At 61.6% G+C, this 19,440-nt stretch carries 17 protein-coding genes; 12 read left to right on the top strand and 5 right to left on the bottom strand.

From position 1 onward, the window contains the following. Positions 1–232: 232 nt before the first annotated feature. On the bottom strand, positions 233–742 hold the full coding sequence (locus tag ACF8EA_RS04700; RefSeq protein ID WP_392521186.1) for a histidine kinase: 510 nt from the start codon (positions 740–742) through the stop codon (positions 233–235). A 351-nt stretch (positions 743–1,093) separates the two neighbouring features. Between ACF8EA_RS04700 and ACF8EA_RS04705 the strand changes: the two genes are divergently transcribed. After that, positions 1,094–2,029: a chemotaxis protein CheV gene (locus tag ACF8EA_RS04705; protein WP_021785435.1), complete on the top strand. Its 936-nt coding sequence runs from the start codon at positions 1,094–1,096 to the stop codon at positions 2,027–2,029. A gap of 55 nt (positions 2,030–2,084) precedes the next feature. Next, entirely contained in the window at positions 2,085–2,888 is an 804-nt protein-coding gene (locus tag ACF8EA_RS04710) for an MOSC domain-containing protein (RefSeq protein WP_392521187.1), read from the top strand. A gap of 67 nt (positions 2,889–2,955) precedes the next feature. Here ACF8EA_RS04710 and ACF8EA_RS04715 read toward each other — a convergent pair whose 3' ends face one another. After that, positions 2,956–4,881 carry a transglycosylase SLT domain-containing protein gene (locus tag ACF8EA_RS04715; protein ID WP_275966936.1) on the bottom strand — a complete coding sequence of 642 codons (1,926 nt, stop codon included), beginning with the start codon at positions 4,879–4,881 and terminating at the stop codon, positions 2,956–2,958. Between the two features lie 220 nt (positions 4,882–5,101). Between ACF8EA_RS04715 and ACF8EA_RS04720 the strand changes: the two genes are divergently transcribed. Next, the gene (locus tag ACF8EA_RS04720; protein ID WP_021785432.1) at positions 5,102–7,030 is read left to right on the top strand and encodes an ATP-binding cassette domain-containing protein; all 1,929 of its coding nucleotides are present in this window, start codon (positions 5,102–5,104) and stop codon (positions 7,028–7,030) included. Positions 7,031–7,137: 107 nt separating this feature from the next. On the opposite strand, the gene ACF8EA_RS04725 is transcribed toward ACF8EA_RS04720, so the two are convergent. Beyond that, a complete protein-coding gene (locus tag ACF8EA_RS04725) occupies positions 7,138–7,578 on the bottom strand; it encodes a universal stress protein (RefSeq protein WP_135192526.1) in 441 nt (146 codons plus the stop codon). Positions 7,579–7,687: 109 nt separating this feature from the next. Between ACF8EA_RS04725 and ACF8EA_RS04730 the strand changes: the two genes are divergently transcribed. The 7 genes from ACF8EA_RS04730 to ACF8EA_RS04760 all read left to right on the top strand — a co-directional run bounded on the left by ACF8EA_RS04730 (position 7,688) and on the right by ACF8EA_RS04760 (position 16,022). Next, entirely contained in the window at positions 7,688–8,125 is a 438-nt protein-coding gene (locus ACF8EA_RS04730; protein ID WP_021785430.1) for a hypothetical protein, read from the top strand. 517 nt (positions 8,126–8,642) lie between these two features. Continuing rightward, positions 8,643–10,790, top strand: coding sequence for a fatty acid oxidation complex subunit alpha FadB (gene fadB / locus ACF8EA_RS04735; protein ID WP_103469276.1), 2,148 nt, complete (start codon positions 8,643–8,645; stop codon positions 10,788–10,790). Between the two features lie 31 nt (positions 10,791–10,821). Then, positions 10,822–11,997 carry an acetyl-CoA C-acyltransferase FadA gene (gene fadA / locus ACF8EA_RS04740; RefSeq protein ID WP_392521188.1) on the top strand — a complete coding sequence of 392 codons (1,176 nt, stop codon included), beginning with the start codon at positions 10,822–10,824 and terminating at the stop codon, positions 11,995–11,997. Between the two features lie 76 nt (positions 11,998–12,073). Then, positions 12,074–12,325: a DUF1653 domain-containing protein gene (locus ACF8EA_RS04745; RefSeq protein ID WP_021785428.1), complete on the top strand. Its 252-nt coding sequence runs from the start codon at positions 12,074–12,076 to the stop codon at positions 12,323–12,325. A 100-nt stretch (positions 12,326–12,425) separates the two neighbouring features. After that, entirely contained in the window at positions 12,426–15,035 is a 2,610-nt protein-coding gene (gene topA / locus ACF8EA_RS04750) for a type I DNA topoisomerase (RefSeq protein ID WP_021785427.1), read from the top strand. Positions 15,036–15,222: 187 nt separating this feature from the next. Continuing rightward, on the top strand, positions 15,223–15,738 hold the full coding sequence (locus tag ACF8EA_RS04755) for a DUF6586 family protein (RefSeq protein ID WP_028697562.1): 516 nt from the start codon (positions 15,223–15,225) through the stop codon (positions 15,736–15,738). A gap of 50 nt (positions 15,739–15,788) precedes the next feature. Further along, the gene (locus tag ACF8EA_RS04760; protein WP_392521189.1) at positions 15,789–16,022 is read left to right on the top strand and encodes a hypothetical protein; all 234 of its coding nucleotides are present in this window, start codon (positions 15,789–15,791) and stop codon (positions 16,020–16,022) included. Positions 16,023–16,072: 50 nt separating this feature from the next. Here ACF8EA_RS04760 and sulA read toward each other — a convergent pair whose 3' ends face one another. Both sulA and lexA read right to left on the bottom strand, forming a co-directional pair. Further along, the gene (gene sulA / locus ACF8EA_RS04765; protein WP_104962209.1) at positions 16,073–16,549 is read right to left on the bottom strand and encodes an SOS-induced cell division inhibitor SulA; all 477 of its coding nucleotides are present in this window, start codon (positions 16,547–16,549) and stop codon (positions 16,073–16,075) included. A gap of 13 nt (positions 16,550–16,562) precedes the next feature. Further along, a complete protein-coding gene (lexA, locus tag ACF8EA_RS04770; protein WP_010953131.1) occupies positions 16,563–17,171 on the bottom strand; it encodes a transcriptional repressor LexA in 609 nt (202 codons plus the stop codon). Between the two features lie 282 nt (positions 17,172–17,453). Here lexA and ACF8EA_RS04775 point away from each other — a divergent pair, with 282 nt between their 5' ends. Both ACF8EA_RS04775 and nagZ read left to right on the top strand, forming a co-directional pair. Then, positions 17,454–18,161, top strand: coding sequence for a TetR/AcrR family transcriptional regulator (locus ACF8EA_RS04775; protein WP_021785423.1), 708 nt, complete (start codon positions 17,454–17,456; stop codon positions 18,159–18,161). A gap of 189 nt (positions 18,162–18,350) precedes the next feature. Continuing rightward, positions 18,351–19,349 carry a beta-N-acetylhexosaminidase gene (gene nagZ, locus ACF8EA_RS04780; protein ID WP_172402813.1) on the top strand — a complete coding sequence of 333 codons (999 nt, stop codon included), beginning with the start codon at positions 18,351–18,353 and terminating at the stop codon, positions 19,347–19,349. Positions 19,350–19,440 lie beyond the last annotated feature (91 nt).

Below are 19,440 nucleotides of genomic sequence, written 5' to 3' on the forward strand. Positions count from 1 at the left end.
GGCGCATATTACCACTTTGCATTGCATCGGTCGCGGCCAGGTAGTCCGTTGAAACGCCTGCTGCTCGGGGCCTTTCGAGTAGCAAAGTGCCACCCTTTAATCGCGCAGTACCCACTTGTGCTGTAACTTATGCGGCAATGATTCAACGGCATGCACCGAAAACCTGAAGAACTTTTCAAGTTCGACCATGGTCGAGTTTCAATAAAGTTGCTTAGTTGCACTTTGAGTCAGGTTAATGCGTGCGATTAGAGCGGCTGGGGCGGGTGCCGGTTGCCATGTCACTGTGCGGGTGAATGCACGCGCTGCCTGCTTCGTCGCAGGACGCGCAGGCTGGCGCAAAGGGGGGTTGTACGACCTTGGCCAATTCACCCAGCAGCACCAGTTGCTCGCCGATGTCCAGGTTCAGCCGCCCTGTACGGCTATCGACCAGCTCCAACTGCCAGGCCAGCAAGGTCAGGCACGCCCCTATCGCGGGTAGGGCTTCCCGCTGCAGGCAACCACCGTGGCAGGCTGGGGCAAGCAGCTGTTGCAGGGCGGTGGTGTAGTGGGCAACTTCACGCAGGCCCAAGCGCGTAGCTTGACGGGCGATAGTGTCGAGGGCGCTGCTCAGGCAACTGCAGGCATCCGGGTCATTGTCTATCAGCTCCAGATGCTGCAGGCATTCCTGAGCCTGGGTCAGCAGTACCTGGGCATCCAGCAGGAAGCCCTGCAGGGCGTCATCGAACGATAAGGCAGTGTCCATCATCAAATCCCCGCGCGTGGGGTAGGCGCGGGGGGCGGGCACGCCGAAACGATAGCTAGCAAAAGCCTGACTCCATTCATGCAATGAGAATGGCGTCACATTAATGGCTAAAGGATATCGCGAACATCAGGTTGCACCCGATTGCCGCTAAGGGTTTCCCTGATTAAGGGCTAGGGTAGGGAACTTTTGTCGTGCCCCTGATTTGCCCTGGCGCGTCGGCAGTAAAGCATGATGGCAAAGTGATATCAATTATTCGCGCGGCATTTTCCCGCAAGGGTCAAGGTGTGCGTGAAGCCGCCGATACAGGGTAGATGATTTCACCTTTTACGACTCAAGCCTGGGGGCTTTCCAATGGCTGGCATTCTCGACACGGTAGACCAACGCACGCAACTGGTGGGTGAGAACCGCCTGGAAATTCTGATGTTTCGCCTGGCCGGTCGCCAGCTGTTCGCGATCAACGTGTTCAAGGTGCAGGAAGTACTGCAACTGCCCAAGCTGACCCTGATGCCCCAGCGCCACGCCTATGTCTGCGGTGTGGTCAACCTGCGCGGGCAGACCCTGCCGGTGATCGACCTGTCCCAGGCGATCGGTATGCGCCCGCTACAGCCGGGGCCGGACAGCACCATCATCGTCACCGAATACAACCGCTCGGTGCAGGCCTTCCTGGTGGGCGGTGTCGACCGCATCGTCAACTTGAACTGGGAGTCGATCATGCCGCCGCCTTCCAGTGCCGGTCGCCAGCATTACCTGACTGCCATCACCAAGGTCGATGAAAAGCTGGTGGAAGTGATCGACGTGGAGAAAGTGCTGGCCGAAATCGTGCCCTACAACGCTCGGGTCTCTGGCGACAAGCTCGCCGACCCAGTGCTGGCCCGGGCCCGCGGCCGGGAGGTGCTGCTGGTGGACGACTCCAGTGTGGCCTTGGCGCAATTGCGCGACACCCTGTCCCAGCTGGGCATGAAGCTGCATGTGGCCAGTGATGGCCTGAAGGCGCTGCGCATGCTCAAGGGCTGGGCGGATGCCGGCGAGGACGTGTGCGAGAAGCTGCTGATGGTGTTCACCGATGCAGAAATGCCGGAAATGGACGGCTATCGGCTGACCACCGAGATCCGCAGCGATGCCCGCCTGCGCCAGCTCTATGTGGTGCTGCACACTTCGCTGTCGGGCAGTTTCAACGAATCCATGGTGAAGAAGGTGGGCTGTGACAACTTCCTTTCCAAGTTCCAGCCTGATCGCCTTGTCGATGTGGTCAAGCAGCGCCTGTTGCTGGATACCACCGCTGCGTGAACGTTGTGCCGGCCAGGTATAAGCTTGGCTTTTGGCATGACGCGAGGCGGCAAGGATGTTTCTCAGTGAGTTGTATCGATACCCGGTGAAGTCGGGGCAGGCGCAAAGCCTGAAGGCATCACCGGTGGGGTTGCTGGGGCTGCAAGGCGACCGGCGCTGGATGGTGGTCGAGGAAGAAAACGGACGCTTCCTGACCCAGCGTGCCTGGCCACAACTTGGCCAGATCTGCGCACACGCTGACGACAGCGGCCAGTTGCTGCTGCAAGCCCCTGGGCAGCCGCCGTTGCGGGTGCCTGTACCGCCTGCCGATGACGCCCTGCGCGGCGTGACGATCTGGCGCGATACCTTGCGCGTGCCGGACGCTGGCGATGCCGCGGCAGCCTGGTTGAGCGAGTTGCTGGGCAAGGCCGTACGCCTGGTGCATTGCCCCGAGCAGCGTGCGCGTTACCTGCCCAATGGTTACGGATTCAACAGTGACCGTGCGGCGTTTCCGGATGGCTTTCCCTTGCTGCTGATCGGGCAGGGCTCGCTGGATGAGCTTAACCGGCGTATTGGTCGGCCCATGTCGATGCTGCGCTTTCGGCCCAACCTGGTGGTGCAGGGCGCGGAGCCGTTTGCCGAGGATGGCTGGAAGCGGATTCGCATCGGCAGCTTGGTGTTCCGCGTGCTAAAGCCCAGCGTGCGGTGCATCTTCACCACCATCGATCCAGCCACTGGGGAGCGCAGCGCTGACCGTGAGCCGATGGCTACGCTGAAGACTTTCCGCGAAAAAGAAGGCGACGTGCTGTTCGGCCAGAACCTGGCGGTGGATGGCAGTGGGTGGCTGGAGGTGGGGATGGAAGTAGAAATCCTGGAGTAGGTGTGTTGCCTGTACCGGCCTCTTCGCGGGGAGACCCGCGAAGAGGCCGGTACAGGCTCAACAGCAATCACATGTCATCGAAATACCGTTCATGCCAATCCACCAATGGCTGCGGTGAATTCAGCTTTTGCCCGTAGATCACCGAATACGACAGCACGTTCTGCACGTACTGGCGTGTTTCGTCGAACGGGATCGACTCTACCCACACATCGAAGCTCAGGTGCTTGGCGCCTTTGAGCCACTGGCGCACACGCCCGGGCCCGGCGTTGTAGGCTGCCGAAGCCAGCACCCGGTTGCCGTTGAACTGGCTGTGTACCTGGCTCAGGTAGGCTGCACCCAGCTGGATGTTCTTGTCCGGATTCAGCACTTGCGCCGGTGATGCCAGCGGGATACTGAACTTGCGTGCGGTTTCCTTGGCCGTGGCCGGCATCAGTTGCATCAGGCCGCTGGCGCCCACGGGTGAGCGGGCGTCCTCCATGAAGGCGCTTTCCTGGCGAGTGATGGCGAATACCCAGCTCGAATGCAGGCCGCGAACTTTGGCTTCGCGCACCAGCGTGTCGCGGTGGGCCATGGGGAAGCGGATGTCCAGGTCGTCCCAGTAACGGGCCTGGCTGATGGTGCGGATGGCCGGGAAGTACCAGCGCAGCTCATAGGCCAGGCGTGCCTGTGCGACCATTTCGTCACGGGTGAAGTGGCGGCTGACGTGGTACCACTCACGGCGGCCATCAACGATCTGGCCGCGGGCGTGGAATTCCAGTGCGCGCTGGATACCGGGCGTGTTGCGCACCTTCTTGACCAGTTGCGGGCTCAGCAGCAGCGGCTTGTTGTTCATCTGGTACGGTGTCTGTGCCCGGTCGGCGGCGAGGAAGCCATAGAAGTCACGCTCACGCGCGGCGGTCTTGTAAAGCAGCGGGATCTGCGGGTTGTTTGGCTGTGCCAGTTCCAGGCTGCGGGCCTGCCAGTACTTCCAGCGGCTGGTGCTGGCCAGGTCCTGGGGAAGGCGCTTGGTCAACTCGTAGGCGTCCTCCCAGCGGCCCAGGCGCAGCAGCAGCCGAAGGCGCCATTCGCTGACGGTGTTGTCACGCAGCTCGGGGTCGTAGCGGGTCATCAGGTCGAGGGCGCGTGGGTCGTAGCGGCGTGCGAGGGTCAGGCCGATTTCGCGGGCGATGGCCACCTTTTCGTCACGCGAGAAGTGCATGCGTTGGGCGTAATCGTCAAGCAGTGCCATCGCCCGCTCCGGGTTCTGCCGGGCCAGGCGACGAAGGCCGAGGCTGACCACGTCGGACATGGCCTCGTTGATCGGGGTAAAGCGCGACGGCTGGTTGAGCAGCTCAGGCTTCTGCGCGACGTCGACCAGCAGGCGCCCCTGTGAGCGGAGGGTGGTCAGCGTCTTGGCCAGTGTGTTGGCCAGGCCGTAGTTGCGCGCCTGGGCTGCCAGCTTGGTGCGTGCCCAGCGCTTGGCCTCGGTCAGCTGGCCTTCGGCTGCCCACATGCCGAACAGCGTGTCACAGGCGGCAGGTTGCGATTTGCCGACGTTCCACAGCTTGTCGGCGGTGGCGTAACCTTCGGCGCGCAAGCCGTGGCTGAGTTGGTATTGGCCGTTGAGGCAGTCCAGCTCGGTGAAGTTGAGCTTGGGGTCGTAGTACTTGACGAAGGTATCCCACTCGCCGCGTTCGGCCAGCCAGCGCAACCAGCGCAGTTTCATCCAGTTGGCCTGGGGCAGGTCGCCATGCTTGGCAAGGAAACCTTCGATTTCCTGGTTGCTGGCGCTTTTCAGGCGGGCGGTGAGTTCGTCGTAGGCCAGGTAGGGCGTCAGCGGGTAGTCGCTCAAGGCCTGGGCATAGCGCAGGTACGGGCCTTTGTCGCCTTTGGCCAGCGCTCGCTTGGCCTCGTCATAGTACTGGCGTTGCAGGGTCAGGTCGGTGGCCTGCGCTGCGCAGGTGGCAGCGGTAAGCAGCAGGCAGGATGCGATATGTAACAGGCGGCTGCGCATGATACGTCCGGGCAGTTGAACCATGGGAAGTGTCGGCGGAGCCAGCACTATTGAAAGCTATTGCATTAGCTTAGCTGTTTGCCGGCGGTGGGTGAAAGCACTGTGCTTGTATCGGGATATTAAGTTCGACCAGATGTCGCCAGGCGCTCACCGGTTGGCCTGGCGGATGCCGTCGGGGGCCAAGTCAGGTAGAATGCGCGCCCGATTTATGGAGACGAACATGACCCTGCTCAAATTCAGCGATGTGTCCCTCGCATTCGGCGCCATGCCGCTGCTGGACAAAGTGTCCTGGCAGATCGCTCGTGGCGAGCGGGTGTGCATCATCGGCCGCAACGGCACCGGCAAGTCGAGCATGCTGCGCCTGGTCAAGGGCGAGCAGAAGGGCGACGACGGCGAAATCTGGCGTGCCCCGGGCCTGAAGATCGGTGAGCTGCCGCAGGAGCTGCCGGTGGCCGACGAGCGCACAGTGTTCGACGTGGTAGCCGCAGGCCTGGACGGCGTGGGCGAGTTGCTGGCGCAGTTCCACCACCTGAGCATGAACATCCAGGGCGATGAAGACCTGGAAAAGCTCATGCACGTCCAGCACGAGCTGGAGGCCCGCGACGGCTGGCGCCTGCAGCAGGTGGTTGAAAGCACGCTCAGTCGCCTGCAACTGCCGGCCGACAAGACCCTGGCCGAGCTGTCCGGTGGCTGGCGCCGCCGCGTGCTGCTGGCCCAGGCGCTGGTGTCCGAGCCCGACCTGCTGCTGCTCGACGAACCGACCAACCACCTGGACATCGGTGCCATCGCCTGGCTCGAAGAGGCCCTGCGTGGCTTCAACGGCGCGGTATTGTTCATCACCCACGACCGTTCGTTCCTGCAGAACCTGGCTACCCGCATTCTCGAGCTGGACCGCGGCGGCCTGATCGACTGGAACGGCGATTACGCCAGCTTCCTGGTGCACAAGGAGGCCGCACTGGCCGCCGAGGAAACCGCCAACGCGCTGTTCGACAAGCGCCTGGCCCAGGAAGAAGTGTGGATTCGCCAGGGTATCAAGGCCCGGCGTACCCGCAACGAAGGCCGTGTGCGTGCACTGAAGGCCTTGCGTGTGGAGCGTGGCGAGCGTCGCGAACGACAGGGCAAGGCCAACATCCAGATCGAAGCTGCGGACAAATCCGGCAAGCAGGTAATGGTGCTGGAAAATGTCAGCTTCCATCACCCGGACGGGCCTCTGCTGGTCAAGGACTTTTCCATGGTCCTGCAGCGGCAGGACCGCATCGGTCTGCTGGGCGCAAACGGCACCGGCAAGACCACTTTGCTCAAGATGATGCTGGGCGACCTTGAGCCCACAGCGGGCAAAGTGGAGCGCGGTACCAAGCTCGAGGTGGCGTATTTCGACCAGATGCGCCACCAGCTCGACCTGGAAAAGACCGTGATCGACAACCTGGCCGAGGGCCGTGATTTCATCGAGATCGATGGCCAGAACCGCCACGTGCTGAGCTACCTGGGCGACTTCCTGTTCAGCCCCCAGCGTGCGCGCACGCCGGTCAAGGCGCTGTCGGGTGGTGAGCGTGCGCGGCTGCTGCTGGCCAAGCTGTTCAGCAAGCCGGCCAACCTGCTGGTGCTCGACGAACCGACCAACGACCTGGACGTGGAAACCCTCGAGCTGCTGGAGGAGGTGCTGTCCAACTACAAAGGTACCGTGCTGATGGTCAGCCACGACCGGGCCTTCCTCGACAACGTCGTCACCAGCACGTTGGTGTTCGAAGGCGAGGGCAAGGTGCGTGAGTATGTGGGCGGCTACGAGGACTGGATTCGCCAGGGCGGCTCGCCGAAGCTGCTGGGTGTGACCGAGAGCAAGGGCGGCAAATCCGCGCTCAACAGCGCGGTGGTGGAGAAGGTCGAGGCCAAGCCTGAACCTGTTGTTGCGGCGGTGGTGGAAGAGCCTTCGAAGAAGAAGCTCAGCTACAAGCTGCAACGTGAGCTGGAGATGCTGCCGGGGCAGATCGACGAGCTGGAACAGCGTATGGCCGAGGCTCAGGAAGAAGTGAACGCGGCGGGTTTCTATCAGCGGCCGATTGCAGAAACTTCGGCGGTGTTGGCACAGATCGAGAAGCTGCAGGGCGAACTGGATGCATTGGTAGAGCGCTGGGCTGAGTTGGAAGGCTGATTGGCGTTAGCCTGTTTCGGCCTCTTCGCGGGTAAACCCGCTCCTACAGGGATCGCCATACCCTTGCAGGCGCGGGTTTGCCCGCGAAGAGGCCGGTTCAGGTCAAATCAATCCTTCTTCAGCAAGCGCACCGCCAGCACGTCACACGGCGCACCGTGCAGTACATCGTTGGCCGTGGAGCCCAGCAGCAATGCCAGTCCGTGACGGCCATGGCTGCCGACCACGATCAGGTCGCAGTTCTGGTCCTTGGCCAGCTGGTGGATTTCCTGGCGCGGTTGGCCGTAGGTCAGGTGCGAGTCGCCGCGGTTGATTTCCGGGTATTTGTTGAACAGGCGGTCCATGCGCTCCTTGGCCTGGTCGAACTGCTGCTGTTGCAGCTGCGACAGGTCCATCGGTACGTCACCGCCGAAAGCCATGGCCATCGGCTCGACGATGTGCACCAGGGATACCTTGGCGTTCGAAGGTTCTGCCAGCGCCATGGCGCGCTTGATCACCGGGTCGCACTCTTCGGTCAGGTCGACGGCGACCAACAAATGTTCGTATTTCATGAGCGGTACTCCTGACAATCGCGATAGAAGAAGTATGGTCGCTTTAGGGCGGGTCTACCGTGAAAATGGCTAACCAGCTCATTTGCAACGCTTTATGGGAACTACTGATATGACGGTATTGCTGGTGGTGTCAATCCTTGCGCTGATTCTCAGCCCGCTTTCCTGGCTGCGCAGTTCGCGCAAGCAGAGCGAGCAGATGAAGTTGCGCCTGGAGGCACGGCGCATGGGTCTGGCCATGCAATTGGCGCCGCAGCAGTGGCCGCACTGGCTGGAAAAGGAGCCGCCAAGCCCCTGCCCGCAGTATCACCGGGCCCGGCGCCGTGGGCATGAGGACAGCTTCAGTTTCTGGCAGGTCAGCCCCGGGGTGTGGTGGAATCAGTGGCGTGAACCCTGTGAAGACCCACGCTTCATGGGCGCCTTGTCGCGTTTGCCGGCGAGTGTGTACAAGGTAGAGGCCGATGCGCGGATGATTGCCTTGTACTGGACCGAGCGCGGCGATACTGCTGTATTGCAGGATGTTGCCCATGCTCTCGAAACCTTGGCCTGACAGGTCACCACACATCCTGGGGTGACACCAACCCCGCTCCCACAACGACAAAGCGGCGGCTCGGCATGACCCTGAAGGGGTGGGGTGCCAAGTCGCCGCTTTGCGTTCTGCTGCGCAGAAAAGGCCAGGCAGGCCGGGTATTCATTCAAGCAAGAGCCAGTGTAGTCGCCCTGGCTCGCCGCGCAAGCGCAAAGCACTCCAGCCAATACGTGTGGTCAATCGCTGACATGAATGACCGGCGATCACTGTCATCATGTTTTGTACCCGAACGATAGAAAATGACTGGAAAGTCGCGTTTTCGCCGTGCTCGTGAGCATTTGACAACGCCCATCTTTTCGGAGAATGTGTGCACACCCAAATCAAACGGGCGTATGAATTGAGCGTTTGTATGTCATGACGCCAAGCCATACTTCCGACTAGCGCGCTGACGGGTGTGCCTGGGGCAGGGCAGCTAGGCCTGCTTCTGCTGCAGCGATCGGCGTGTACAGTTCAGCTTCCATATCGTGGAGATCAGTTGATGATTTACGAAGGTAAAGCCATCACGGTTAAGGCTCTTGAAAGTGGCATCGTCGAGCTCAAGTTCGACCTCAAGGGTGAGTCCGTCAACAAGTTCAACCGCCTTACCCTGAACGAGCTGCGCCAGGCCGTCGATGCCATCCAGGCCGATGCCTCGGTCAAGGGCGTGATCGTCAGCAGTGGCAAGGACGTGTTCATCGTCGGCGCCGACATCACCGAGTTCGTCGACAACTTCAAGCTGCCTGAGGCCGAACTGGTCGCTGGCAACCTGGAAGCCAATCGCATCTTCAACGCCTTCGAAGACCTCGAAGTGCCGACCGTTGCCGCCATCAACGGCATCGCGCTGGGCGGCGGCCTGGAAATGTGCCTGGCGGCCGACTACCGGATCATGTCCTCCAGCGCCAAGATCGGCCTGCCGGAAGTCAAGCTGGGTATCTACCCGGGCTTTGGCGGTACCGTGCGCCTGCCACGCCTGATCGGCTCGGACAACGCCATCGAGTGGATCGCCGCCGGCAAGGAAAACCGTGCCGAAGACGCCCTGAAAGTGGGGGCCGTCGATGCCGTGGTTGCCCCTGAGCTGCTGATGGCCGGTGCCCTCGACCTGATCAAGCGTGCCATCAGTGGCGAGCTGGACTACAAGGCCAAGCGCCAGCCGAAGCTGGAGAAGCTCAAGCTCAATGCCATCGAGCAGATGATGGCCTTCGAGACTGCCAAGGGCTTCGTCGCAGGCCAGGCCGGCCCGAACTACCCGGCCCCGGTCGAAGCGATCAAGAGCATCCAGAAAGCCGCCAACTTCGGTCGCGACAAGGCCCTGGAAGTCGAAGCCGCAGGCTTTGCCAAGCTGGCCAAGACCTCGGTCGCCGAGAGCCTGATAGGCTTGTTCCTGAACGATCAGGAACTCAAGCGCAAGGCCAAGGCACATGACGAGATCGCCCACGACGTGAAGCAGGCCGCCGTGCTCGGCGCCGGCATCATGGGCGGCGGTATCGCCTACCAGTCGGCGGTCAAAGGTACGCCGATCCTGATGAAGGACATCCGCGAAGAAGCCATTCAGCTGGGTCTGAACGAGGCCTCCAAGCTGCTTGGCAACCGCGTCGAAAAGGGTCGCCTGACCCCGGCCAAGATGGCCGAGGCGCTCAACGCCATTCGCCCGACCCTGTCCTATGGCGACTTCGCCAATGTGGACATCGTCGTCGAGGCTGTGGTCGAGAACCCGAAGGTCAAGCAAGCGGTGCTGGCGGAAGTGGAAGGCCAGGTGAAGGACGATGCGATCCTCGCTTCCAACACCTCCACCATTTCCATCAACCTGCTGGCCAAGGCGCTCAAGCGCCCGGAAAACTTCGTCGGCATGCACTTCTTCAACCCGGTGCACATGATGCCGCTGGTTGAAGTGATCCGTGGCGAGAAGTCCAGTGAAGTGGCGGTTGCCACCACCGTGGCCTACGCCAAGAAAATGGGCAAGAACCCGATCGTGGTCAACGACTGCCCGGGCTTTTTGGTCAACCGCGTGCTGTTCCCGTACTTCGGCGGCTTCGCCAGGCTGGTCAGCGCCGGTGTCGATTTTGTGCGTATCGACAAGGTCATGGAAAAGTTCGGCTGGCCGATGGGCCCGGCCTACCTGATGGACGTGGTCGGCATCGACACCGGTCACCATGGCCGCGATGTGATGGCCGAAGGTTTCCCGGACCGCATGAAGGACGAGCGTCGCTCGGCCGTTGACGCGCTGTACGAGGCCAACCGCCTGGGCCAGAAGAACGGCAAGGGCTTCTACGCCTACGAAACCGACAAGCGCGGCAAGCCGAAGAAGGTCTTCGATGCCACCGTGCTGGACGTGCTCAAGCCTATCGTGTTCGAGCAGCGTGAAGTGACCGATGAAGACATCATCAACTGGATGATGGTCCCGCTGTGCCTGGAGACTGTGCGCTGCCTGGAAGACGGCATCGTCGAAACCGCTGCCGAAGCCGACATGGGCCTGGTCTATGGCATTGGTTTCCCTCCCTTCCGCGGTGGTGCGCTGCGTTACATCGACTCGATCGGTGTGGCCGAATTCGTTGCCCTGGCCGATCAGTACGCCGACCTGGGGCCGCTGTACCACCCGACCGCCAAGCTGCGTGAAATGGCCAAGAACGGCCAGCGCTTCTTCAACTGAGCGGTCAACGAGCTAGAGCGAGAGATTTGATATGAGCCTGAATCCAAGAGACGTGGTGATTGTCGACTTCGGTCGCACGCCAATGGGCCGCTCCAAGGGTGGCATGCACCGCAATACCCGCGCTGAAGACATGTCGGCGCACCTGATCAGCAAACTGCTGGAACGCAACGGCAAGGTCGACCCGAAAGAAGTCGAGGACGTGATCTGGGGCTGCGTCAACCAGACCCTGGAGCAGGGTTGGAACATCGCCCGCATGGCCTCGCTGATGACCCCGATCCCGCACACCTCTGCGGCGCAGACCGTCAGCCGCCTGTGCGGTTCGTCGATGAGCGCCCTGCACACGGCTGCCCAGGCGATCATGACCGGTAACGGTGATGTGTTCGTGGTAGGTGGCGTGGAGCACATGGGCCACGTCAGCATGATGCATGGCGTCGACCCCAACCCGCACCTGTCCTTGCATGCCGCCAAGGCTTCCGGGATGATGGGCCTGACTGCGGAAATGCTCGGCAAGATGCACGGCATCACCCGTGAGCAGCAGGACCTGTTCGGCTTGCGTTCGCACCAGCTGGCCCACAAGGCCACTGTCGAAGGCAAGTTCAAGGATGAGATCATCCCGATGCAGGGCTATGACGAGAACGGCTTCCTGAAGGTGTTCGATTTCGACGAAACCATTCGCCCGGAAACTACCCTCGAAGGCCTGGCATCGCTCAAGCCTGCGTTCAACCCGAAAGGCGGTACTGTCACTGCCGGTACCTCGTCGCAGATTACCGACGGCGCATCGTGCATGATCGTGATGTCCGGCCAGCGTGCGATGGACCTGGGTATCCAGCCATTGGCGGTCATCCGCTCGATGGCGGTGGCGGGTGTCTACCCGGCGATCATGGGTTACGGCCCGGTGCCATCGACCCAGAAAGCCCTCAAGCGTGCCGGTCTGACCATGGCTGACATCGACTTCATCGAGCTCAATGAAGCCTTCGCTGCACAGGCCCTGCCAGTGCTGAAAGACTTGAAAGTGCTCGACAAGATGGATGAGAAGGTTAACCTGCACGGCGGCGCGATTGCCTTGGGCCACCCGTTCGGTTGCTCCGGGGCGCGGATTTCCGGCACCCTGCTCAACGTCATGAAGCAAAATGGCGGTACTCTGGGTGTTGCGACCATGTGCGTCGGCCTGGGCCAAGGTATCACCACTGTCTTCGAACGCGTCTGATCGCGTAGCGGGACAGCAACCGGGGCCTTGTGCCCCGGTTTTGTTTTTTTCAGGTTTTATTCAGGAGGTGTGCAACATGCAGATACAACCAGGCGTATACCGGCATTACAAAGGGCCTGAGTACCGTGTCTTCAGTGTTGCGCGGCACTCCGAAACTGAAGAGTGGATGGTGTTCTACCAATGCCTGTATGGTGATTACAGCTTCTGGGTACGCCCCCTTTCGATGTTCGAGGAGTCCGTAGAAGTTGACGGCGAGCAGGTGCCACGCTTTGCTTTGGTCAAGGCCGAAGAGGGGCTGCCCGGGTTGCTGGGCAAGTCGCACGACTGATCGTCCGAGCTTGACCTCACACTTTTGCCACTATATATAGCGGTGCCGCGTCTGGCACTTGGCGCGTTTTTTATCTTCAGATTCAGGAATACTCCGATCCATGGGCAAATCGCTGGTCATTGTGGAATCCCCGGCCAAGGCCAAGACCATCAACAAGTACCTGGGCAACCAGTACGTGGTGAAGTCGAGTATCGGCCATATCCGAGACCTCCCCACCAGCGGTTCGGCCAGCGCGAGCAAAGAGCCGGCCGCCAAGCGTGGAAAGGCTGCGGGTGAGGCGCCGGCGCTTTCGCCGAAAGAAAAGGCCCGCCGCCAGCTGGTGGCGCGCATGGGCGTCGACCCCGACCATGGCTGGAAGGCCAAGTACGAGATCCTGCCTGGCAAGGAAAAGGTGATCGAAGAGCTGCGCCGCCTGGCCAAGGATGCCGACACCATCTATCTCGCAACCGACTTGGACCGCGAAGGGGAAGCCATTGCCTGGCACCTGCGCGAGGCCATCGGGGGTGACGACACCCGCTACAAGCGCGTGGTGTTCAACGAAATTACCAAGAAGGCCATTCAGGAGGCCTTCTCGCAGCCGGGCGAGCTGGACATCGACCGGGTCAACGCCCAACAGGCGCGGCGTTTCCTCGACCGCGTGGTCGGTTACATGGTTTCGCCATTGCTGTGGGCCAAGATTGCTCGCGGCCTGTCCGCTGGCCGTGTGCAGTCGGTAGCGGTAAAGCTGGTGGTGGAGCGTGAGCGTGAGATCCGCGCGTTCATCCCGGAAGAGTACTGGGAAATCCACGCCGACCTCGGCACCGCCAAGAACGCCAAGGTGCGTTTCGAGGTGGCGCGCGAAAAGGGCGAGGCCTTCAAGCCGCTGAATGAAGCTCAGGCCATGGCTGCGCTGGAAAAGCTCAAGGCTTCCAGCTACAGCGTGGTCAAGCGCGAAGACCGCCCGACCAGCAGCAAGCCATCGGCACCGTTCATTACTTCCACCTTGCAGCAAGCGGCCAGTAACCGCCTGGGCTTCGGTGTGAAGAAAACCATGATGATGGCCCAGCGCTTGTACGAAGCTGGTTACATCACCTACATGCGTACCGACTCGACCAACCTGTCGGCTGACGCCCTGGATATGGCGCGCAGCTACATCGAGCGGGAGTTCGGCAAGCAGTACCTGCCGGAGGCGCCACTGGTTTACGGCAGCAAGGAGGGCGCCCAGGAGGCGCACGAAGCGATTCGACCTTCTGACGTGAATACCCATCCGACCAAGCTCAGTGGCATGGAGCGTGATGCTGAGCGCCTGTACGAGCTGATCTGGCGCCAGTTCCTGGCTTGCCAGATGCCGCCAGCGCAGTACCTGTCCACCAGCGTCACCGTCGCTGCCGGCGATTTCGAGCTGCGTGCCAAGGGCCGCATCCTCAAGTTCGACGGCTACACCCGTGTGCTGCCCCAGCAGAGCAAGCCGGGCGAAGACGACGTGCTGCCAGAAATGGTTCAGGGCGAAGCGCTTAAACTGATTCAGATCGACCCGAGCCAGCACTTCACCAAGCCACCGGCGCGCTTCACCGAAGCCAGCCTGGTCAAGGAAATGGAAAAGCGCGGCATTGGCCGCCCATCGACCTACGCGGCGATCATTTCCACCATCCAGGACCGTGGCTATGTGACGCTGCACAACCGCCGCTTCTACTCCGAGAAGATGGGCGACATCGTCACCGAGCGCCTGTCGGAGAGCTTCTCCAACCTGATGGACTACGGCTTTACCGCCGTCATGGAAGAGAACCTTGACGACGTGGCCCAGGGCGAGCGTGACTGGAAGAACGTGCTCGACGAGTTCTACGGCGACTTCAGCAAAAAGCTGCAGACTGCCGAGTCCAGCGAAGACGGCATGCGCGCCAACCAGCCGACCATGACCAACATTCCGTGCAAGGAATGTGGCCGGCCGATGATGATTCGCACCGCCTCTACAGGCGTGTTCCTGGGTTGCTCTGGCTACAGCCTGCCGCCGAAAGAGCGCTGCAAGGCTACCGTCAACCTGGTGCCGGGCGACGAGATTGCTGCTGACGACGAGGGCGAGTCGGAATCGCGCGTACTGCTGGGCAAGCACCGTTGCCCGATCTGCGCCACGGCGATGGACGCCTACCTGCTGGACGAGAAGCACAAGCTGCACATCTGCGGTAACAACCCGGACTGTGTAGGTTACGAGATCGAGGAAGGCAACTATCGCATCAAGGGCTACGAAGGGCCGAGCCTGGAGTGCGACAAGTGCGGTAGCGAGATGCAATTGAAGACTGGCCGTTTCGGCAAGTTCTTCGGCTGCACCAACCCGGCGTGCAAGAACACCCGCAAGCTGCTCAAGAGCGGCGAGGCGGCGCCGCCGAAGATGGACAAGGTAGACATGCCGGAGCTCAAGTGCGAGAAGGTCGACGATACCTACGTGCTGCGCGACGGTGCTTCGGGGCTGTTCCTGGCAGCCAGCCAGTTCCCCAAGAACCGCGAAACCCGTGCGCCGCTGGTGCTGGAGATTGTGCCGCACAAGCATGAGATCGACCCGAAGTACCACTTCCTGTGCGATGCGCCGCAGAAAGACCCGGATGGCCGCCCGGCGGTGATTCGCTACAGCCGCAAGACCAAGGAGCAGTACGTACAGTCCGAGGTCGATGGCAAGCCGACCGGTTGGAAGGCGTTCTACGACGGCAATGCCTGGAAGGTTGAAGACAAGCGCTGATCCATCGGTGCTGTAATGTGGGGCCGCTTTGCGCCCTTCGCGGGCCTGCCCGCTCCCACAGGTATCGCGCCGCCCTTGAATGTGGCGCTGTACTGGTGGGAGCGGGCAAGCCCGCGAAAGGCGCAAAGCGGCCCCAATCATTTATGATGCAGATATCCGCCTTGTAGCCTTATGGGAGGGCACTGAAATGGCCCAGGAACTCTACACCCGCACCAACCAGAAACTGTTCTTCGCCGGCCTCGCCCTCGAGTCCATGGCCAAGGCTGAACAAAGCCAGGCCATGAATGCCCAGGGCTTGGTTCAGGCTGAACGCGAGTCGGCGCTGTTCCACCTGTATGGTGCTCTGTTGGGGCTGTGCCATGAAATCGGGGGCTTCTACCGCCTTCCGGTTGTCGCAACGGTGGAGCAGGCCCTGGCCGACGATGCCCTTAACGGTATAACCATCCCGGAAGTGGCCGAGTTGCTGGAACTGGCCCGCCAGCGGGAAACCTGGCTGGCGCAAATGCTCGGTGCTTATGCCGATTTGTTCCGACCACCGGTCGCCAGAAAAGCGCCGAAAACCGACGTTACCCAGCCCCTGATTCAAGCCGTCAATCTTGATGAGCCTGAGCATCCAGCGCTGTCGCGTGCCGAGCTGGAAAGCTGGCGAAATGACCTCAAAAGTCTGGTGAGACGTTTCCGTGACGCGTTGAGTGAGTGCTGATAGCCGCAACGGCTGGTACAATAATCGCCTTTCGCGGAGAACTGCCATTTATGTCTACGTCTTTTCTGGAAATTGTCGAGTTGTCTGATGGCCGCATCGAACTTCGTCGCGCCGAGGATGAGGGCTCTCTGGTAACCCTGGATTTCTCGGAAGACGCCAAGGTGTTCCTGCAGGGTCAGCATGTGGAAGTGGCCAAGGCCATGCTCAGTGTGGGCGTGCAGATGGCCGGTCGCCTGATGGATGGCGAGCTTGAGCGTGATGAAGGGCCGCGTGTGCTGCACTGAGTGTGCAGCAGCGTATCAGGCTATTTGAAGTGACAGGCAAAGCCTGAACATCAGCCGAGGCGGATGTTCAGGCTTTGTGCGTTTCCGGCACTGGCTGCACGTAGCAGTTGCTGGCGTGCAGTGGCGTTGACGTTGCCCAGCCAGCTCACCACGGTGTGGCTGAGGCCCAGGCGCAAGGCCTCACAGGCCAGCTGCAGCGCGCTTTGATTGCTGCGGGGTTGCAGCAGCAGAATACGTTCACGGTTGAGCCCGGCATCGCGCAGCCAGGCCTGGGTCAGGCTTGGCGGCGGGGCGATCAGGGTCAGCCAGCGGGCCTCGTCCTCTTCGCTCAGCTCGCGCAGCACCGGCGCCAGCAGGCTTTGGCAGTGGCCAGGGGCGCCGCGCAGCGACAGTTCGCTGAACAGTTCGGGCTGGCTGCTCTTGCGCGCTGGCTCCCTGGCTTTCAGGCCTGGCAGCACGGGCTGTGCGAGGAATGCTTCGAACAGGGGCAACTGGGCTTGCTCGGGTGCGTGAATGAACTGCTGCATGACGCCTCCTGGATCAGCGGCGAATGACGCCGACGCTCAAGCCCTCGATCACCAGTTCCTGTTCTTTCAGGTCGACTTCGATGGGGGCGAATTCGGGGTTTTCAGCAAGCAGCCAGACTTTGCTGCCTTCGCGCTTGAAGCGCTTGACGGTGACTTCGTCGCCGATACGCGCCACCACGATCTGGCCGTTGCGGGCCTCACGGCAGGTGTGCACAGCCAGCAGGTCACCGTCGAAGATGCCGACGTCCTTCATGCTCATGCCGTGTACGCGCAGCAAATAGTCGGCTTGGGGGTGGAAGAAGGCAGGGTTGATGTTGCAGGATTGCTCGATGTGCTGTTCGGCAAGAATCGGCGCACCGGCAGCTACCCGGCCGATGATGGGCAGGCCGGCTTCTTCGGCCTTGGCTTCCAGGCCAGGGATGCGGATGCCGCGGGAAGCGCCCGGCGTCATTTCGATCGCGCCCTTGCGGGCAAGCGCCTTGAGGTGCTCCTCGGCGGCATTGGGCGACTTGAAGCCCAGCTCCTGAGCAATCTCCGCGCGGGTGGGCGGGAAGCCGTTGTCTTCCAGGCAGCGCTTGATGAACGCGAGAATTTCGGCTTGGCGTGGCGTCAGTTTCAACATGGTAAGCGCTCTGTCTTTTTGTACAGTGACTGGGATTATATACAGTGTCGGGCCCGCTGCAAGCTCCAAGCTGCAAGAAAGGGCGAAACGGCAGTCCATCCGATCTCAGTCACCCCAGAAGCGATTTCGTGATATCCGGCCGGTGTTGCTGTTATTTGATGCTTGCAGCTTCCAGCTTGCGCCTTTTAAATGGCGACCGCCCAGTCACCGAGCCTTGACAGACGCAGGGCTGAAACGTATGTTTCAAACACCTGTTTGTCTGGCGGAGTAGTCGGAGTAGTCATGGCCCAATCGGAAACCGTTGAACGCATTCTCGATGCTGCCGAGCAGCTGTTCGCGGAAAGGGGGTTCGCCGAAACCTCGTTGCGGCTGATTACCAGCAAGGCCGGGGTCAACCTGGCGGCAGTCAACTATCATTTCGGCTCCAAGAAGGCGCTGATCCAGGCTGTTTTCTCGCGTTTCCTTGGCCCGTTCTGCGCCAGTCTCGAGCGTGAACTGGAGCGGCGCCAGGCCAAGCCGGAGCACAAGCCCAGCCTCGAAGAACTGCTGGAAATGCTCGTAGAGCAGGCGTTGGCCGTGCAGCCGCGTAGCAACAACGACCTGTCGATCTTCATGCGCCTGCTGGGTCTGGCGTTCAGCCAGAGCCAGGGTCACCTGCGGCGTTATCTGGAAGACATGTACGGCAAGGTGTTCCGCCGCTACATGCTGCTTGTGAACGAAGCTGCGCCACGCATTCCGCCACTGGAACTGTTCTGGCGTGTGCACTTCATGCTGGGTGCCGCGGCCTTCAGCATGTCCGGTATCAAGGCCTTGCGGGCGATTGCCGAGACCGACTTCGGCATCAACACTTCGATCGAGCAGGTGATGCGCCTGATGGTGCCGTTCCTGGCGGCAGGCATGCGCGCTGACAGCGGTGTGACCGACGAGGCGATGGCCACTGCGCAGCTGCGCCCGCGAACAAAGACCAGCTCGGCTACCGCCAAGGCCTGAAGGCTGGGCGTGGCAGGGCGCTTCCGCTAAGCTAGCGCCCATGCCCGATCTCGATCTACTTCACATTTCCCTCGCTGACCAGTGCTCTTATGGCTTCGCCTGTGGCCAGCGGCGCGTGCCTGTGGGTGTCTGCTGCCCCCAATTGGGCCTCTCTCTGTCTTCAATGAAGGATTACCCATGACTGTCAGCCTGCAAGGCTCCCTGATGGTGGATATCGCCGGTAAATGGCTGACCGCCGAAGACCGTCAATTGCTGCGCCAGCCCGAAGTGGCTGGCCTGATCATCTTTGCCCGCAATATCGACAGCCCGCGCCAGGTGCGCGAACTGTGCGCGTCCATCCGCGCCATTCGCCCCGAACTGATCCTGGCAGTGGACCAGGAGGGTGGTCGCGTACAACGACTGCGCCAGGGCTTCGTGCGCCTGCCGGCCATGCGTGCGCTGGCCGATAACGACAATGCTGAATACCTGGCTGAGCAGTGCGGCTGGCTGATGGCGACCGAGGTACTGGCAGTTGGTCTGGACCTCAGCTTTGCTCCGGTGCTCGACCTGGACCACCAGCGTAGCGCCGTGGTGGGTAGCCGCGCTTTCGAGGGTGACCCGCTGCGTGCAACGCGACTGGCCGGCGCGTTCATCCGTGGCATGAATGCGGCGGGAATGGCCGCTTGTGGCAAGCATTTCCCGGGGCATGGTTGGGCCGAAGCCGATTCGCACGTGGCTATCCCCACCGATGAGCGCAGCCTGGAACAACTGCGCCAGGCCGACCTGGTGCCGTTTACCCGCCTGAGTGGGCAGCTTGCGGCAGTGATGCCGGCGCATGTCATTTACCCGCAGGTCGACAACCAGCCAGCCGGCTTCTCGCGGCGTTGGTTGCAGGACATCTTGCGTGGTGAGCTGGGCTTTGACGGGGTGATCTTCAGTGATGACCTGTCGATGGCCGGTGCGCATGTGGTGGGCGACGCGGCCAGCCGTATCGAGGCGGCGCTGAGCGCCGGTTGTGACATGGGCCTGGTGTGCAATGACCGGGCGGCGGCGGAGCTGGCGCTGAGTGCGGCGCAGCGCATGAAGGTCAAGCCGTCGCCGCGGATTGCGCGGATGCGCGGGCAAGGTTTTGCACGAACCGATTATCGCCAGCAGCCGCGCTGGCTGGAGGCGCTGGGGGCGTTGAAGGAAGCTCAGTTGGTCGATTGATTGCGCTGGCCTCTTCGCTCCCACAGGTACCGCATCGCCACCTGGGGCAGGGCTGTGCCTGTAGGAGCGGGCTTGCCCGCGAAGAGGCCCG

It is taken from the genome of Pseudomonas sp. YQ_5, assembly GCF_043103305.1.
GTDB classification, from domain to species: domain Bacteria; phylum Pseudomonadota; class Gammaproteobacteria; order Pseudomonadales; family Pseudomonadaceae; genus Aquipseudomonas; species Aquipseudomonas putida_Y.

What these genes read in the sequence shown, in the direction of transcription:
- ACF8EA_RS04700 (WP_392521186.1), bottom strand. Translation starts at nt 742, where the DNA reads ATGGACACTGCCTTATCGTTCGATGACGCCCTGCAGGGCTTCCTGCTG.
- ACF8EA_RS04705 (WP_021785435.1), top strand. Translation starts at nt 1,094, where the DNA reads ATGGCTGGCATTCTCGACACGGTAGACCAACGCACGCAACTGGTGGGT.
- ACF8EA_RS04710 (WP_392521187.1), top strand. Translation starts at nt 2,085, where the DNA reads ATGTTTCTCAGTGAGTTGTATCGATACCCGGTGAAGTCGGGGCAGGCG.
- ACF8EA_RS04715 (WP_275966936.1), bottom strand. Translation starts at nt 4,881, where the DNA reads ATGCGCAGCCGCCTGTTACATATCGCATCCTGCCTGCTGCTTACCGCT.
- ACF8EA_RS04720 (WP_021785432.1), top strand. Translation starts at nt 5,102, where the DNA reads ATGACCCTGCTCAAATTCAGCGATGTGTCCCTCGCATTCGGCGCCATG.
- ACF8EA_RS04725 (WP_135192526.1), bottom strand. Translation starts at nt 7,578, where the DNA reads ATGAAATACGAACATTTGTTGGTCGCCGTCGACCTGACCGAAGAGTGC.
- ACF8EA_RS04730 (WP_021785430.1), top strand. Translation starts at nt 7,688, where the DNA reads ATGACGGTATTGCTGGTGGTGTCAATCCTTGCGCTGATTCTCAGCCCG.
- fadB (WP_103469276.1), top strand. Translation starts at nt 8,643, where the DNA reads ATGATTTACGAAGGTAAAGCCATCACGGTTAAGGCTCTTGAAAGTGGC.
- fadA (WP_392521188.1), top strand. Translation starts at nt 10,822, where the DNA reads ATGAGCCTGAATCCAAGAGACGTGGTGATTGTCGACTTCGGTCGCACG.
- ACF8EA_RS04745 (WP_021785428.1), top strand. Translation starts at nt 12,074, where the DNA reads ATGCAGATACAACCAGGCGTATACCGGCATTACAAAGGGCCTGAGTAC.
- topA (WP_021785427.1), top strand. Translation starts at nt 12,426, where the DNA reads ATGGGCAAATCGCTGGTCATTGTGGAATCCCCGGCCAAGGCCAAGACC.
- ACF8EA_RS04755 (WP_028697562.1), top strand. Translation starts at nt 15,223, where the DNA reads ATGGCCCAGGAACTCTACACCCGCACCAACCAGAAACTGTTCTTCGCC.
- ACF8EA_RS04760 (WP_392521189.1), top strand. Translation starts at nt 15,789, where the DNA reads ATGTCTACGTCTTTTCTGGAAATTGTCGAGTTGTCTGATGGCCGCATC.
- sulA (WP_104962209.1), bottom strand. Translation starts at nt 16,549, where the DNA reads ATGCAGCAGTTCATTCACGCACCCGAGCAAGCCCAGTTGCCCCTGTTC.
- lexA (WP_010953131.1), bottom strand. Translation starts at nt 17,171, where the DNA reads ATGTTGAAACTGACGCCACGCCAAGCCGAAATTCTCGCGTTCATCAAG.
- ACF8EA_RS04775 (WP_021785423.1), top strand. Translation starts at nt 17,454, where the DNA reads ATGGCCCAATCGGAAACCGTTGAACGCATTCTCGATGCTGCCGAGCAG.